This window comes from Paenibacillus sp. GM2FR (assembly GCF_002803325.1).
Classification (GTDB): domain Bacteria; phylum Bacillota; class Bacilli; order Paenibacillales; family Paenibacillaceae; genus Paenibacillus_AQ; species Paenibacillus_AQ lautus.
Map to the genome: position 1 here is coordinate 1 of NZ_MKZM01000012.1, position 14,863 is coordinate 14,863.

Here is a 14,863-nt window from a genome sequence, read left to right on the forward strand (position 1 = left end):
AGCCCCCCTCAAGATGAGATTTCCCAACTAGTAAGACCCCTTGAAGACGACGAGGTAGATAGGTTGGAGGTGGAAGTGCAGCAATGCATGGAGCTGACCAATACTAATCGGTCGAGGGCTTATCCAACATATTTCAATGTGCTGCAAATTTCGTTTCGTATCTAGTTTTCAGGTGATCAAGCATCTGAAGCCGTTTGGTGGCGATGGCGGAAGGGTTCCACGCGTACCCATACCGAACACGACCGTTAAGCCTTCCAGCGCCGATGGTACTTGGACCGAAGGGTCCCGGGAGAGTAGGACGTCGCCAAGCGGTACATATTCCCTGATAGCTCAGTTGGTAGAGCACTCGACTGTTAATCGAGTTGTCACAGGTTCGAGTCCTGTTCGGGGAGCCACTTGCTTCCATAGCTCAGTAGGTAGAGTGCATCCATGGTAAGGATGAGGTCACCGGTTCGATCCCGGTTGGAAGCTCCAGATTCGCTTTTGAATTGGACATGCAGCATGAAATTGTGGCCCGTTGGTCAAGGGGTTAAGACACCTCCCTTTCACGGAGGTAACAGGGGTTCGAATCCCCTACGGGTCACCACTATTTTAATTGCATCAGGGAATGAGAATCCCGTCGGTTCGTCGGAGGATAACTTCGTAAGCGGAGGCTTCGCAGTCTCGAACGAAGTGAGAGTATCCCCTACGGGTCACCACAACATGGAGGCTTAGCTCAGCTGGGAGAGCATCTGCCTTACAAGCAGAGGGTCGGGGGTTCGATCCCCTCAGCCTCCACCATTTCATGTATGATTCTAACGAGAATCAGCAAAATAGAAGTACTCATCGATTTTGGGGATTAGCCAAGCGGTAAGGCAACGGACTTTGACTCCGTCATGCATAGGTTCGAATCCTATATCCCCAGCCACTTCATCCTAAAAAGTGAAGTTAAGCTTTGAAGGTGATTCCGAATACTTTTCGGAGACCTGAAATGCGAGCCATTAGCTCAGTTGGTAGAGCACCTGACTTTTAATCAGGGTGTCGAAGGTTCGAGTCCTTCATGGCTCACCATTGTTTCATCTTGTGCGCGTGTGGCGGAATTGGCAGACGCACTAGACTTAGGATCTAGCGTCTTTGACGTGGGGGTTCAAGTCCCTCCACGCGCACCATTAATGCGGACGTGGCTCAGCGGTAGAGCATCGCCTTGCCAAGGCGAGGGTCGCGGGTTCGATTCCCGTCGTCCGCTCCATTTGCGCCCTTAGCTCAGCTGGATAGAGCGTTTGACTACGAATCAAAAGGTCGGGAGTTCGAATCTCTCAGGGCGTGCCATTTTTTAAAAAGATTAATATCGGGATGTAGCTCAGCTTGGTAGAGCACCTGGTTTGGGACCAGGGGGTCGCATGTTCAAATCGTGTCATCCCGATTTTCTTAAGATTTAGGGCCCTACAAAAGTATTCGGAGTATGCTCCGAAGCATAGCGTCACTTTTGTGGGTTGATATGCGGGTGTAGTTCAATGGTAGAACTCCAGCCTTCCAAGCTGGTAGCGTGGGTTCGATTCCCATCACCCGCTCCATACATAAGCAGGACATCACCGTGTGTGATGTTTTTTTACATATTCACACGACTACCCTGCGAAGTGTTAATGTACTAAAGAACATCGTTGGATCAAGGTTTATAGGACTAATGTCCATGGTATATGGGTATATCAATATCATGAGTTTTGTCGATTTGGCTAATTTTTTCGCCTGGAAAATGCAGATTTTCATGCACTTTTATTGTATGATGTTAGGAAGGCGTTACGTCCTATAGACAAACTGCTGAAACGGGTTGAGATGGGAGGAGTAGCATGACTGAACTTACAGTAACCGCAAAGAGCAATTCCAACAATCTGCTGCGGCGAGATGTACGGTTCCTTGGCAATATTCTTGGAGAAGTTCTTGTCCACCAAGGTGGCAATGAGCTTTTAGATATAGTTGAGAAAATTCGTGAAACGAGTAAATCGTTGCGATCCGTATTCCTGCCAGAATTGTTTGCAGATTTCAAAAGGATCATCAGCACATTGGAGCCCGACATTCGCCATCAGGTAATTCGCGCGTTTGCCATTTACTTTCAATTGGTTAATATCGCGGAGCAGAACCATCGCATTCGTCGCAAACGCGATTACGAGCGTTCCGCCGGAGAGAGTGTTCAACCAGGTTCCATTGAAAGTGCGGTCCAGGATTTGAAAGAGCGCAATATTACGTTTGAAGAAGTTCAAGAAATTCTCGAAAGTCTATCCCTTGAGCTGGTAATGACAGCTCATCCAACAGAAGCGATGCGTCGGGCTATTCTGGATATTCATAAACGGATAGCGGACGATGTGATGCAACTGGACAACCCGACACTGACATTCCGCGAACGAGAGCAGCTTCGGGAGAAACTACTGAATGAAGTGATTACACTGTGGCAAACCGACGAGCTTCGCGACCGTAAGCCAACGGTTCTTGATGAGGTCAGAAACGGTATGTATTATTTTCACGAGACCCTGTTTCACATTCTGCCAGAGGTTTATCAAGAACTGGAGCGCTGCCTAAGTAAATATTATCCGGGTCACCATTGGCACGTTCCAACCTATTTGCGTTTCGGTTCGTGGATCGGTGGCGATCGGGACGGAAATCCTTCAGTGACGGCGGACGTAACATGGAGAACGCTTGAAATGCAGCGGAAGCTGGCGATTCGTGAATACCAACGGATTTTGCGTGAATTCATGAAATACCTGAGCTTCAGCTCGTCGATTGTGAGCGTTTCGGATGAATTGCTTCAATCCATTGAAAAAGACCGCGAACATGTAACACTGAAGAAGATGGAAATTTGGCACAATGAGAAAGAGCCTTATCGTGTAAAGCTGGTATATATGCTGGCTAAAATGAGTCATATTCTCGATGAGAACATGACTGGCAGCGAGCGTTATCAGTCCCCTGAGGAATTTATCGAGGACTTGAATATCATTGATCGAAGCTTGCGCTTCCATTTTGCTGACTATGTTGCAGATACGTATATTCAAAAACTGATCCGTCAGGCGGAGTTGTTTGGCTTCCATACAGCAACGCTGGATATCAGACAGCATAGCCAAGAGCATGAAAATGCCATGGCCGAAATTCTTCGTAAAATGAACGTGACGCAGGATTACGCCCAATTAAGCGAAGACGAGAAGATCGAGCTGCTTAACAACCTGCTTAACGATCCTCGTCCTTTGACTACGCCTTATCAAGAGTACAGCGACAGCACCGAAGAATGCCTTGAAGTATACCGTACGGTATTCCGTGCCCAGCAGGAATTTGGCGTGAAGTGTATTTCAAGTTATTTGATCAGTATGTCCGAGGGCGCAAGCGACGTTCTGGAAGTGATGGTATTTGCCAAAGAAGTCGGACTCTTCCGCAAGGACAATGATGGTTCTGTCATAGCTACTTTGCAGGCTGCACCATTGTTTGAGACGATTGAGGATCTTCATGCCGCACCTAATATTATGCGTAAGCTCTTCAGCCTACCGATCTACCGGGAAGCGGTTAGCGCCATGAATGAGCTTCAGGAAATCATGCTGGGTTACTCTGACAGCAACAAGGACGGCGGAGCCATTACCGCGAACTGGGAGCTCCAGGTAGCACTCAAAGATATTACGGCTGCAGCCAATGAGTATGGCATCAAGGTGAAATACTTCCATGGACGCGGCGGGTCGCTTGGACGCGGTGGTATGCCTCTGAATCGCAGCATTTTGGCTCAACCGGCATCAACGATTGCAGGGGGCATCAAAATCACGGAGCAAGGCGAGGTCATTTCTTCACGTTATTCCTTGAAAGGAATTGCCTACCGCAGTTTGGACCAGGCGACTTCAGCACTTATAACGGCTTCTCTTAATGCCCGTTACCCTGAAAAAGAATCGACCGAAAAAGAGTGGGAAGAGATTTCCTCGAGCATATCGGCCGCTTCACAGAAGAAATACCAGGATCTGATCTTCCGTGATCCGGATTTCCTGAGTTTCTTCAAGGAATCCACGCCGCTTCCTGAAGTGGGAGAGCTGAATATCGGCTCCCGACCATCCAAGCGTAAGAACAGTGACCGTTTTGAGGACCTCAGAGCCATTCCTTGGGTGTTTGCGTGGACCCAGAGCCGTTACCTGCTTCCGGCATGGTACGCGGCTGGTACGGGCTTACAGAGCTTCTACCAGGGCAAGGAAGAGAATATGAAGGTGCTACAGAAGATGTACACGAGCTATCCGTTCTTTACGTCGCTGATCGATACCCTTCAGATGGCTCTTGCCAAGGCTGATCTGATCATCGCCAAGGAGTATTCTCTGATGACGAAGGATGATCAAGCCCGCGAGCGTATCTTCGGTCTGATCCAAGATGAGTTTAACTTGACGAAAGAGCTTGTTCTTAAGATTACGGGACAACAGGATATTCTGGATAACCAGCCGGTCCTGCAGGAATCAATTCGACTCCGTAACCCTTACGTGGATCCGCTTAGCTATTTGCAGGTTCAATTGCTTAACGAGCTGCGCGAGCTGAGGGAGCAGGAGCAGGACGATCCGGATCTGCTTCGGGAAGTACTGCTGACCATCAACGGCATTGCGGCGGGGCTTCGTAATACAGGTTGATCCTTACAGGATGACAAAGCCGTTTGAAAGGGATAGTATAAGGCGAGGTTCCCTAGAGGGACCTCGTTTTTTCATCTATGAAGCAGCATAACCCCTGATGATTAGAGTATCGGCTGCAACATGATTGTCTTTGATAGGGAATAGGGATTCTTTTTGAATTATTGTTGATTTTTAGAAACAGTTGAATTACGATTTGAATGATGCTTTTTTAGACGTTACCCATCAGACCATTCTGGGGGAATTATGGTGGACAATTTGGATGTAAGACTGGCGAAGCTGGCCCGAAAAGGGGACCAGAGAGCTTTTGCCGAAATCGTAGAGCTTTATAAAGACAAAATTTTTCATTTGGCTTACCGGATGCTGAGTAACCGCCATGAGGCCGAGGATGTCGTACAAGAGACTTTTTTGCGTGTATATAAAAACCTTGATCGATACGACGAGAATCAGAAGTTCTCAACTTGGATATACCGAATCGGTACAAATCTTAGCATTGATCGGCTGCGCAAGCGCAAGCCGTCTTTCTCGCTGGACGCCGACCTGAATGAAAGCGAAGGTATGGACGGCTATTCCCTGATCCCGAGCGATAACCGTACACCTGAGAGTGAAATGCTGCTATCGGAGACACAGCGCATCATTCATCAGGCGATTGACGGACTTCCTGCCAAGTACAAGACGATCATGATTCTAAGGTACATTCAGGATTTATCCCTGCAAGAGATCAGCGAGATTTTGGACTTGCCTGTAACAACGATCAAAACACGAGTTCATCGTGGACGCGAATTTTTGCGTAAAAAATTAGAATACAAATTGTGATGAAAAAAACGCCTATCGCCGTTCTTTGAGGAAGAGAGACCGCGTTTAAGGGCGCTTTTTTCTTGCGATGCCAGAAAGTCCGTATCCGCTATTTTTTTTCTGATTTTCTTTTAAAAAAATTGAAACATCCCCGATTCCGGCACGTATGAACAATAAGCAAGTCTTATGCCCCTAAGGGGGAATAGACCCAGCAAAGAGATTGAATGAAAGGATTGGCTCACAAATGGATTGCAAATTAGCCGTCTCTTTGATGCATGATTATCTGGATAATGACTTGTCCGACCCACAACAGCTGGAATTGCAAGAGCATTTGCTGGATTGTGCTGACTGTCGGAATTACTTCGAGAAGCTGGAGCATACCGATATGCTTCTTTATTCCTTAACTCATCATGCGACCAAGCCATCCGATGATTTAACGGAACGTATAATGGGTATGCTGCCGCAGCCCAAGAAACAAAAAGCTTGGGTCAAATGGGTTAGGAATCATCCTGCGCTCACGGCTGCAGCTTTGTTTTTGGTTGTCATGCTCTTCAGCACAATCAGTTTTTGGAGTCAGGATACTCAGCTGGTTGTAAAGAGTGATGAATTCGAAAAGCTGGTGATTGAAGGAGATACCGTCATTATTCCTCCGGATCAAATCATCACGGGAGATATTACAGTCGAGAATGGAAAGACGAAGGTCTACGGTCAAGTGAATGGCAATGTGACCGTCATTGACGGAGAATTATTTCAGGCTTCCACCTCACATATAGCAGGTCAAGTAAAGGACATAGATCGGGCGATGGACTGGATATGGTACAAGATCTCCACTCTGTTTACGGATGCCGCTTACCGCTAGGTGTAACCTGAAGCCTACTTAATTAAAAAGCGCCTCTTTTCAGTGAAAAGACGGCGCTTCTTTTGTTGATTTTATGATCTTTTTCATGGAAAGCGGAGGGCGTCCGCTTGCATCGGAAAGATTAACGTTATAACCTAGAGAGTGTAGAGTACATACTACATATATAAGTCTCATGCGTTATTAAAAAGGAAGTTCAAAAAGTCCCCGTGTGATCAGATGGAAAATGGAGAGCTGGTTCGGTCATTCGAATCTTAGCGTCCTTTTTCGAGGAACCGGATTTTTTGGGCCCGCACTTAAAGGAAATGACGGGGGTTGCTGTATGGAGTATTTCACAGATATGACCTGGGGTGAAACCATTAAAGATATCATCGATATCCTTATCGTTACTTATATAATATACCAGATGATCCTGCTCGTCCGCGGTACGCGGGCGGTTCAGCTGCTCAAAGGGATCTTGGTGCTTGTGGTCATCTGGGCGCTCAGCACTTGGTTTGATCTGTACACGCTGAAGTGGCTGATGAATCAGATCTTCACATTTGGGGTGCTGGCGATCTTCATCATCTTCCAGCCGGAGCTCAGACGTGGCCTGGAGCAGCTCGGACGAGGCAAGCTGTTCGGGCGGACGGCGGATATTGACGAGGAGACCAATAAGTTAATCAGCGAAACCATTAAGGCGGTTAATTATTTGTCGCGGCGCAAAATAGGGGCTCTGATCGTCTTTGAACGGACGACGGGCCTGAATGAGTATGTAGAATCAGGGATTCCGATGAGATCGGTGATCAGCTCGGAATTGTTTATTAACATTTTTATACCGAACACACCTCTCCATGACGGAGCCGTCATTATTCAGAACGGTCAAATTGCGGCCGCTGGCTGTTATTTGCCGCTATCGGAGAATCCTTTTATCAGTAAGGAATTGGGAACAAGACACCGTGCCGCTATCGGAATCAGTGAGGTGGGGGATGCGATTTCAGTTGTCGTATCCGAGGAGACTGGGCAAGTATCGCTGGCCTTGAATGGACAAGTGGTTCGAGATATTAAGGAAGAGTCCCTCATCTCCAAATTGTATGAGGAGCTCAGGCCTGCCGCGTCCATTAAGGAGAAACGCACGTTCTTCTGGAAACGGAAGGGGGACGGCAGCAATGGATAAATGGATCAAGAACAACACGGCAAGCAAGCTCATTGCACTCGCTGTCAGTATTTTATTGTGGGCGATGGTTCATATGGACAGCGGAACGCCTGCACCGCCAACGACTTTTTATGATACCAAAGTCATTGAAGGCGTTAAGATTCAGACGTATGGATTTGATGACAGCGAATATGCGTTAACGGGTATCGATAAGGACCGCGTAAATCTCCAAGTTCGGGGAAAGAAATCCAATATCTCGCTTTTGACCGACGACTATAAGGTGAAGCTTGATTTGAGCAACGTCAGAGAACCGGGTACGCACACACTTCCGCTAACCCCCTCCATCCCGAGTGGCGTGGAGATGATATCGATGGAGCCATCCGTTGTTACGGTGACGGTAGAGCCGAGAGTGTCGAAATCCGTGACGGTAAGTATTGGAACCAAAGGCGAGCCTGCTAAAGATTACCGGGCCGGAACACCCGTGCTGATTGACCCAAGGCAAGTCACGGTTACCCTGCCTGAATCGTCCATGGCGAATCTGGGGCAGGTCAAAGGTAATGTGGACCTTGATGGTGCCAAAGAGAAGATTACGGAGAAACGAGTCAAGCTTACAGCATATGATAAAGAAGGCAACGCGATGGAAGATGCGGTCATTGAGCCTGCTGCAGTAGCAGCTGAAGTGCCGATTGAACCTGCATTCGTCACCCTCCCACTGGAGATACAATATACCGGACGGCTGCCTGAGGGGTTTGTCCTCTCCAAGGTGGACCAGAAGGTAAAAGAAGTGAAGCTGTTTGGCAGTAAAGAGGCGCTGGCAGGAGCTGAGACCTATGTCGAAGCTATGATCAATTTGGGAGAAGTTAGAAATTCGGGAACAACAGTGCTTACGGCCGACTTGACGCCGCCCGAAGGTTTTGAGAAAATCGAGCCGAGCTCTGTAACGGTGGATGTTACGGCTGTATCGCATGGTGAACGGGTGATTACGGGGATTCCGATAACGTTAAAAGGGGTTGCCACCGGCCTGGATGCTGTCATAACAGATCCAAAGACGAAGACCATATCTTTAACGCTCACCGGAGCGCCTGACTTGCTCAATAGTCTGGAGCCGACCGATATCGGAGCTGAAGCGAACGCAACTGGGTTAAAAGCCGGCGTTCACGAAATTCCGCTGCAGATCACGCTGCCTAATTTTATTAACCGTACGGATTCGGAACGTCCTGTGATTAAGATAGAGCTCAAGGATAACTCCAAACCCGTGACAACGGAGCCGGACACCTCGAAGAATGAGGGAACGGACAAAGACAAGCCTGTTTCACCAGGAACGGGATCAGGAACAGGCAATGATCAGGAGGAGAATACGGAGACGCCTCCAACTGATGAAGATACGAATAACTCCGGATCAGGAGAAAGCCCATCACATCCGCCGGGAGACGGATCAAGTGATGGAACAACCGGATCAGAAACGTCCAATGATGGATAATAACGAAGAGTAGATAAAGGAGTATATAAAACATGGGGAAATATTTTGGTACAGATGGAGTAAGAGGAGTTGCAAATCAAGAACTGACAGCGGAAATGGCTTACAGCATCGGTCGCTGCGGAGGCTATGTGCTTACTGGCGATAAAGAGAAGCCAACCGTCATCATCGGTATGGATACCCGGGTATCCGGGGCTATGCTGGAGTCGGCTTTGGTTGCAGGCCTGCTGTCCATCGGTGCACACGTCATTCGTCTGGGTGTCGTGAGTACACCAGCGGTGGCGTATATCACAAGACTTTTGAAGGCTGATGCGGGTGTTATGATCTCGGCTTCACATAATCCGGTACAAGATAACGGCATCAAGTTCTTCGGTGGAGACGGCTTCAAGCTGTCGGATGAGACAGAGCTTAAGATTGAAGAGCTCATGGATGCGGAAACAGATAATCTGCCGCGACCAATCGGGGCTGATTTAGGTGAATTGCTGGTTGATAACGAATCGAAATATAAATACCTGGAATATTTGAAAACGACGGTCAATAACCGGTTTGACGGTCTGAAAATCGTTCTTGACTGTGCGAATGGCGCAGCTTATGAGCTGGCTCCGAAGCTTTTCCGTGAATTGGGTGCGGATGTGATCGCCATCGGTGCTGAGCCGAACGGCCTGAATATTAATGATCACTGTGGATCGACTCATCCGGAGAAACTCGTTGAGGCCGTACTCCAGCATGGCGCTGACCTCGGTCTCGCTTTTGACGGAGATGCGGATCGCCTGATTGCCATTGACGCAAAAGGCGAGGAAGTGGACGGCGATTTCATTCTGTGCATTTGCGGTGATGCCATGAACCGTGCCGGCAAGCTGAAGGCAGGCACCATCGTTTCAACCGTTATGAGTAACATCGGTTTCTATAAGGCATGTGACAGCTTGAAGCTGAAAACCGCTAAAACTGCAGTCGGTGACCGCTACGTGATGGAAGAAATGCGCCGCGGTGGTTATAACCTGGGTGGAGAGCAATCCGGGCATGTGATATTCCTGGATCACAACACCACAGGGGATGGCATTCTAACGGGAATTCAATTGGTGGATACGTTGGTAGCCTCCGGCAAGCCTCTGCATGAGCTGAAGAGCAGCATGCGCAAGTATCCGCAAGTGCTGGTTAATGTTCGTGTTGGCGATAAGAGCAAGTACCAAGGCAATACCGTTATTGAGTCTGCGATTGCTGAAGTTGAAGGCATTCTGGGTGATAACGGACGCGTCCTGGTTCGCCCATCGGGAACCGAATCCCTCATTCGCGTCATGGCGGAAGGCCCGGACAAAGAAGAACTCGACCGTTATGTAACGCAGATTGCTGACGTGGTGAAGCGGGAATTGGCGTAAGACTAAGGGTGTATTTTTCAAGGAAAGCAGACTAATTTTTGTCAGGGCCAGTGAACTATGAAGTTTCTGTTCACTGGCCCGCTGTTTTCCATAATGCGGGTCGAATGAAAGCGCAACACCCCCTGTCCTGTCAGCAAAGAGTGCAAATTACTGCATCGCTTGAGAGGATAGGTCATTCGATGTCATTCATGGGGTTAATTATACGCAGGGCTTGGAGCATCTGGGAAACAGCCGAGTTGCCAAAGTCTGAACGCATGAATATAATAAAGGATGTCATTCAAGAATAGAAAGCGAGGATTGTGAGGTTACTTCAAGCTTTATAAGCGCCAGAGCTTGTACCTGCGCGGGGATTGGTTATTGCTACGATAGGGATGACCAGACGGCAGAACGCAAGTTGACGAGGTAGAGGTGTTCGGATTGTTCGGCGGGGACCTCTCGGTTATGCACCAACCGTAAGCGAATCACGGAAAAGGAATGGGCGACCGTTCTTACAACGTATCCGCAGGTGCTTCTTATCACTAATATACAAAACATGAATGTGCGATTTAGAACAGGGCAGCGCGGTGGAAGAAGAGTGCATTCATGTCTGTTCAACTTTAGCAGCCTATATCTTGCTGGATATTTTGAACGTTGATAATTGAATAAATCATTCTTCTTTCCTGATACCGCACAGATGCTGCCGTGTTCTATTTCCGCCTACTATTATAGGGAAATTGAACGGAGGAATCATACGATGTGTGGTATTGTCGGATATATTGGAAATCAGAAAACGCAAGCGGTGTTGATCGAGGGATTGAGAAAGCTGGAGTATCGCGGATACGATTCAGCAGGGATTGCCGTCTTTACGAATGAAGGGCTGCGTGTGGCCAAGGCGCAAGGGCGTCTTGCCAATCTGGAGGAGAGACTGGAGTCTGCCCCACTCGTGGGAACAGCAGGTATCGGTCATACCCGCTGGGCTACGCATGGTCGGCCGTCGGACGTGAATTCGCATCCGCATACGGACGAAAGCCAGAAGTTCTCCGTTGTTCATAACGGGATTGTTGAGAACTATCTGGAGCTGAAGGAAGAGCTGATCAGCCAAGGACATCAGTTTGTTTCGGAGACCGATACGGAAGTTATCTCCCATCTCATCGCCCGTGAATATGACGGGGATATCGTTAAGGCCGTGCAGAAGGCGATCTCTTACATGAGAGGCGCATTTGCCCTCGGCGTCTTGACCGAGTATGAGCCGGATCGATTGGTGGCTGTACGTCAAGCAAGCCCGCTTATTATCGGTCTTGGCGAAGGAGAGAACTTCATCGGTTCTGATATTCCGGCTATTTTGAAATATACGCGGAACGTATATATTCTCAACGATGGAGAGATGGCTCTGCTGACAGCAGATGCTGTCGAATTAATGACCATTGAGGGGAACTTTATTTCTCGGGAAATGATTCGTGTCGATTGGGATGCCGTTACGGCGGAAAAAGGCGGATTCGATCACTTCATGCTGAAGGAGATCCACGAGCAGCCCAAAGCATACCGGGATACGATGCTGGGCCGTGTGGATGAGAGCGGACGTAAAGTCGTTCTGCCGGAGTTGAAGCTGACACAGGAACAGATTAAGAACATTCGCAATGTGCAGATCGTCGCCTGCGGTACGGCTTACCATGCCGGACTTGTGGGACGCAGCGTGATCGAAGAGATGGTACGCATTCCGGTTGAAAATGACGTGGCTTCCGAGTACCGTTACCGTTCGCCGATCGTTACGCCGGAGACGCTTGTCATCGTGGTAAGCCAATCCGGTGAAACGGCAGACACCTTGGCTGCGCTTCGTGAAGCACAGAGCCATGGCGCTCATGTCTTGGCCATCACCAACGTGGTGGGCAGCTCGATTGCCCGTGAGGCTAACGATGTGCTCGGCACCCTGGCTGGCCCAGAGATTGCCGTAGCTTCCACGAAAGCTTACACCTCGCAGTTGATTGCGTTCTATCTGTTTGGTCTGTACTTGGCTCAAGTACGCGGTACGATGACGGAAGACGCCGTTGCTGAAGTGATTGCAGCGATGGAAGCACTGCCTGAACAGGTAGAGTCCATGCTGACCAACGCAGAATCGATCAAGGGATATGCCGAGCAAATTGCGGAGCATGAGAACCTGTTCTTCATCGGCCGTGGTCAAGACTACGCCGTAGCACAAGAAGGATCCCTTAAGCTTAAGGAGATTTCTTACATTCACTCCGAGGCTTATGCTGCTGGCGAACTGAAGCATGGTACGCTGGCCCTGATTGAAGAGGGAATTCCGGTCATTGCCTTGGCAACCCAGGAAGCGGTTATGGAGAAAACGGTGAGCAACATCAAGGAAGTGAAGGCACGCGGTGCAGAAGTGATGGCCATTACGCATGAAGAGCATGTGGCCGGCCTGCTGAAATCCGTGGATCAAGCCTTCGCCATTCCGAAGACTTTGCCGATCTTGACGGCAGCTTTGTCTGTCGTACCGTTACAGCTGCTTGCCTACTACGCATCGCTTGCCCGTGGCAACGACGTGGATAAACCGCGTAACCTGGCGAAGAGCGTGACGGTGGAGTAAGGCGGGAGCGGGGAAATAAGCTCCTGTTCAGTTTATGAAAGTCAGGATTCATATCGCATAAGAAAAAATGAATTTATAAATGAAAAGGCTTCGCCCCTGGTGATAAGGGGCGAAGCCTTTTTGTTATGCTTACTCGATCGATTCGACCTGAATGACAGGCACCTGCGTGATCTGTCTGGATCCGGTGCTGTCACCAATCTCGCCATTGTCTTGTTGGACTTCATCAGGATTGATTTCTTCGGTGGTAGCGGGTTCGCTTGGGCTATCTGTTTCATCCATGATATTTCCGTCAACCTGATTGGCCTCCGGTTCAACGGGGTCTAGAGTTGTTGTGGAACTCTGGCTTCCCGGTATCTCCAGCTGCTGATACTCGCCGTTGAACGTTCCGATTAGCGTCGCGCTCCCCGCAGGGAAATCCAAGTCTCCCCTTAAGACGATATAGTATCCATTACGTCCAGCAACGACCTCGCCGTAGCCACCTTCCGGGATATGGACCGAGAAGCGAACCTTCTCATTCGGATACTTCTCGATATTAGCGATATCGATGTCGGTATAATGAACCTGATATCCTGTGAATCCGTATTGGTCTCCCTGACGTTCGAAGATGGCGATCTCATCCGGACTGGCTCCTTCCAGATTCGTCACCAGCAAAGACTTATCCGGCTGCACTTGATAGCCTTCGGCCGTGAACTGGAACAGCGGCGTCAGATTGGCATCTCTGGCTTCATAGGCTGAATACCAGACCAGCTCGTTATCTGCATCGCCTTCTACAAGGATAACCGGATTCTTCGCGGTGCTAAGCGAATCCTCGACTGAAACCTGTTGGATGGCGATGTCGGACGGGTAATCATGGTTTTGGAATAATTGCACCGTTTCATCGGCATTCAAGACTGCTAAATAGATGATATTTCCCTCATCAACCCCAGTGGCATAGGCCAATCCTCCGAAACGATTCCCGCCTCCGCTGACGTAGCTGAAGCTGCCTTTCAAACCAGCCATGTGGAACAAACGAATCGGATCGTGGATCGTCCAGGCCAATTCGGCAGCTTGCAGTTTACCGCTCATATCCTGGTATCCCGACAGCGCTTCATAGAGTGCTACCGCTTCCTCGTAGTTCTGGCTTTGTACCATCCCATCAGCCGCTGCGATCCACCGGTTCATCTGGTTCTGAATATACTCCATGATTTCCGCGTTCTTTCGTTCGTTCCGTTCCAGGTAGTCTCGATACCCCATGGCGTGCGAAACAAAATCGGAGGGCCGTTCTCGCAGCACATCCTTTTGCAGCATGGTATACACAAGTTCATCGGTCTTGCGGTTCAACCAGGCAGCCGGCAGCGATCGGTTGGCATATTCGGAACTCATGGCATGTGACCCATTCAGCAGATCCGTATACTGTCCGGCTCCTGCCAGACGGGTTAGGACCATTTCGTCATAACGCTGGAACAGATGGAGCAGCTTGTCATTCTTCTGCTTCTCCCCGCCGTAGAATGAATCCGGAATGCGGAGCAAATTCCATTTGAAGCTGCTATCGTCATACTGCTGCTCTTCAAGCAGTTCGTCGGCTTGACGGTTAAACAAACCAATGAACTGCAGGAATATCCGTTTCACATCGCCGGGGATTCCGTAGAATGCAGCAATTTCATCGTAGTAGGAAGCATAAGCTCCTTGCTGCTCGGCCAGCTTCTGCTCTGTATCAAGCAATTCGGCATATACGTTCATAAAGCCGGAAAAATCGCCTGCTTCCCCGACACGGCTCAATCGATGATCAAGCGAAGAAAGGCTCTGCTTCATGGAAGTAATGGGTTGAAGCTCTTGTAATCTTGAAGCAAGCAGCTCTTCTTTATATAGAAGGGAGCGGTTATTTCGCGCTTTCTGATACCACTCCTCGGCCTGAACCATTTTTTTCTGAGCATATAATAACTCGGCTTGTGCCATCGATTCGATTTTCTGATAGATATGAAATCCCTTATATCCGATCAGCAGCAGAAGGACTATACATAAAAAAAGATACAAATTACGCAGGGTTAGCGTGTTTTTCATCGTCATAACGG

Annotated in this window: 8 protein-coding genes, 11 tRNA genes and 2 rRNA genes; 20 read left to right on the top strand and 1 reads right to left on the bottom strand. The window is 48.9% G+C overall.

Annotation, left to right across the window (positions count from 1 at the left end):
* From PAEVO_RS31300 to glmS, 20 genes are all read left to right on the top strand, one after another.
* Positions 1 to 127, top strand: a 23S ribosomal RNA gene (locus PAEVO_RS31300); the annotation flags it as partial.
* Between the two features lie 66 nt (positions 128 to 193).
* A 5S ribosomal RNA gene (rrf, locus tag PAEVO_RS31305) occupies positions 194 to 310 on the top strand.
* A gap of 9 nt (positions 311 to 319) precedes the next feature.
* Positions 320 to 395 (top strand) — tRNA-Asn (locus PAEVO_RS31310).
* Positions 396 to 398: 3 nt separating this feature from the next.
* A tRNA-Thr gene (locus PAEVO_RS31315) sits at positions 399 to 474 on the top strand.
* A gap of 37 nt (positions 475 to 511) precedes the next feature.
* Positions 512 to 586 (top strand) — tRNA-Glu (locus PAEVO_RS31320).
* Between the two features lie 118 nt (positions 587 to 704).
* Positions 705 to 780: transfer RNA gene (locus PAEVO_RS31325), tRNA-Val, on the top strand.
* A 52-nt stretch (positions 781 to 832) separates the two neighbouring features.
* Positions 833 to 907, top strand: a tRNA-Gln gene (locus PAEVO_RS31330).
* Between the two features lie 67 nt (positions 908 to 974).
* Positions 975 to 1,050: transfer RNA gene (locus PAEVO_RS31335), tRNA-Lys, on the top strand.
* 14 nt (positions 1,051 to 1,064) lie between these two features.
* Positions 1,065 to 1,148 (top strand) — tRNA-Leu (locus PAEVO_RS31340).
* 5 nt (positions 1,149 to 1,153) lie between these two features.
* A tRNA-Gly gene (locus tag PAEVO_RS31345) sits at positions 1,154 to 1,228 on the top strand.
* 3 nt (positions 1,229 to 1,231) lie between these two features.
* Positions 1,232 to 1,308 (top strand) — tRNA-Arg (locus tag PAEVO_RS31350).
* Between the two features lie 20 nt (positions 1,309 to 1,328).
* Positions 1,329 to 1,402, top strand: a tRNA-Pro gene (locus PAEVO_RS31355).
* Positions 1,403 to 1,479: 77 nt separating this feature from the next.
* Positions 1,480 to 1,553: transfer RNA gene (locus PAEVO_RS31360), tRNA-Gly, on the top strand.
* Positions 1,554 to 1,826: 273 nt separating this feature from the next.
* Positions 1,827 to 4,613, top strand: coding sequence for a phosphoenolpyruvate carboxylase (gene ppc, locus PAEVO_RS31365; RefSeq protein WP_100541375.1), 2,787 nt, complete (start codon positions 1,827 to 1,829; stop codon positions 4,611 to 4,613).
* A gap of 243 nt (positions 4,614 to 4,856) precedes the next feature.
* On the top strand, positions 4,857 to 5,426 hold the full coding sequence (gene sigW / locus PAEVO_RS31370; protein ID WP_009589526.1) for an RNA polymerase sigma factor SigW: 570 nt from the start codon (positions 4,857 to 4,859) through the stop codon (positions 5,424 to 5,426).
* Between the two features lie 223 nt (positions 5,427 to 5,649).
* The gene (locus PAEVO_RS31375; RefSeq protein ID WP_100541376.1) at positions 5,650 to 6,264 is read left to right on the top strand and encodes a zf-HC2 domain-containing protein; all 615 of its coding nucleotides are present in this window, start codon (positions 5,650 to 5,652) and stop codon (positions 6,262 to 6,264) included.
* A gap of 319 nt (positions 6,265 to 6,583) precedes the next feature.
* Positions 6,584 to 7,414, top strand: a complete 831-nt coding sequence (gene cdaA, locus PAEVO_RS31380) for a diadenylate cyclase CdaA (protein ID WP_071221881.1) — start codon at positions 6,584 to 6,586, stop codon at positions 7,412 to 7,414.
* Positions 7,407 to 8,873, top strand: a complete 1,467-nt coding sequence (locus PAEVO_RS31385) for a CdaR family protein (protein ID WP_100541377.1) — start codon at positions 7,407 to 7,409, stop codon at positions 8,871 to 8,873. Before cdaA ends, PAEVO_RS31385 begins: the two co-directional genes overlap by 8 nt.
* 32 nt (positions 8,874 to 8,905) lie before the next feature.
* Positions 8,906 to 10,246 (top strand): phosphoglucosamine mutase, encoded by a 1,341-nt coding sequence (glmM, locus tag PAEVO_RS31390; RefSeq protein WP_100541378.1) that lies wholly within the window; start codon positions 8,906 to 8,908, stop codon positions 10,244 to 10,246.
* A gap of 733 nt (positions 10,247 to 10,979) precedes the next feature.
* Positions 10,980 to 12,812 carry a glutamine--fructose-6-phosphate transaminase (isomerizing) gene (gene glmS / locus PAEVO_RS31395; RefSeq protein WP_100541379.1) on the top strand — a complete coding sequence of 611 codons (1,833 nt, stop codon included), beginning with the start codon at positions 10,980 to 10,982 and terminating at the stop codon, positions 12,810 to 12,812.
* A 129-nt stretch (positions 12,813 to 12,941) separates the two neighbouring features.
* Here glmS and PAEVO_RS31400 read toward each other — a convergent pair whose 3' ends face one another.
* Positions 12,942 to 14,858 (bottom strand): hypothetical protein, encoded by a 1,917-nt coding sequence (locus tag PAEVO_RS31400; protein WP_100541380.1) that lies wholly within the window; start codon positions 14,856 to 14,858, stop codon positions 12,942 to 12,944.
* Between the last annotated feature and the right edge of the window lie 5 nt (positions 14,859 to 14,863).

What these genes read in the sequence shown, in the direction of transcription:
- PAEVO_RS31375 (WP_100541376.1), top strand. Translation starts at nt 5,650, where the DNA reads ATGGATTGCAAATTAGCCGTCTCTTTGATGCATGATTATCTGGATAAT.
- PAEVO_RS31400 (WP_100541380.1), bottom strand. Translation starts at nt 14,858, where the DNA reads ATGACGATGAAAAACACGCTAACCCTGCGTAATTTGTATCTTTTTTTA.
- cdaA (WP_071221881.1), top strand. Translation starts at nt 6,584, where the DNA reads ATGGAGTATTTCACAGATATGACCTGGGGTGAAACCATTAAAGATATC.
- ppc (WP_100541375.1), top strand. Translation starts at nt 1,827, where the DNA reads ATGACTGAACTTACAGTAACCGCAAAGAGCAATTCCAACAATCTGCTG.
- glmS (WP_100541379.1), top strand. Translation starts at nt 10,980, where the DNA reads ATGTGTGGTATTGTCGGATATATTGGAAATCAGAAAACGCAAGCGGTG.
- glmM (WP_100541378.1), top strand. Translation starts at nt 8,906, where the DNA reads ATGGGGAAATATTTTGGTACAGATGGAGTAAGAGGAGTTGCAAATCAA.
- sigW (WP_009589526.1), top strand. Translation starts at nt 4,857, where the DNA reads ATGGTGGACAATTTGGATGTAAGACTGGCGAAGCTGGCCCGAAAAGGG.
- PAEVO_RS31385 (WP_100541377.1), top strand. Translation starts at nt 7,407, where the DNA reads ATGGATAAATGGATCAAGAACAACACGGCAAGCAAGCTCATTGCACTC.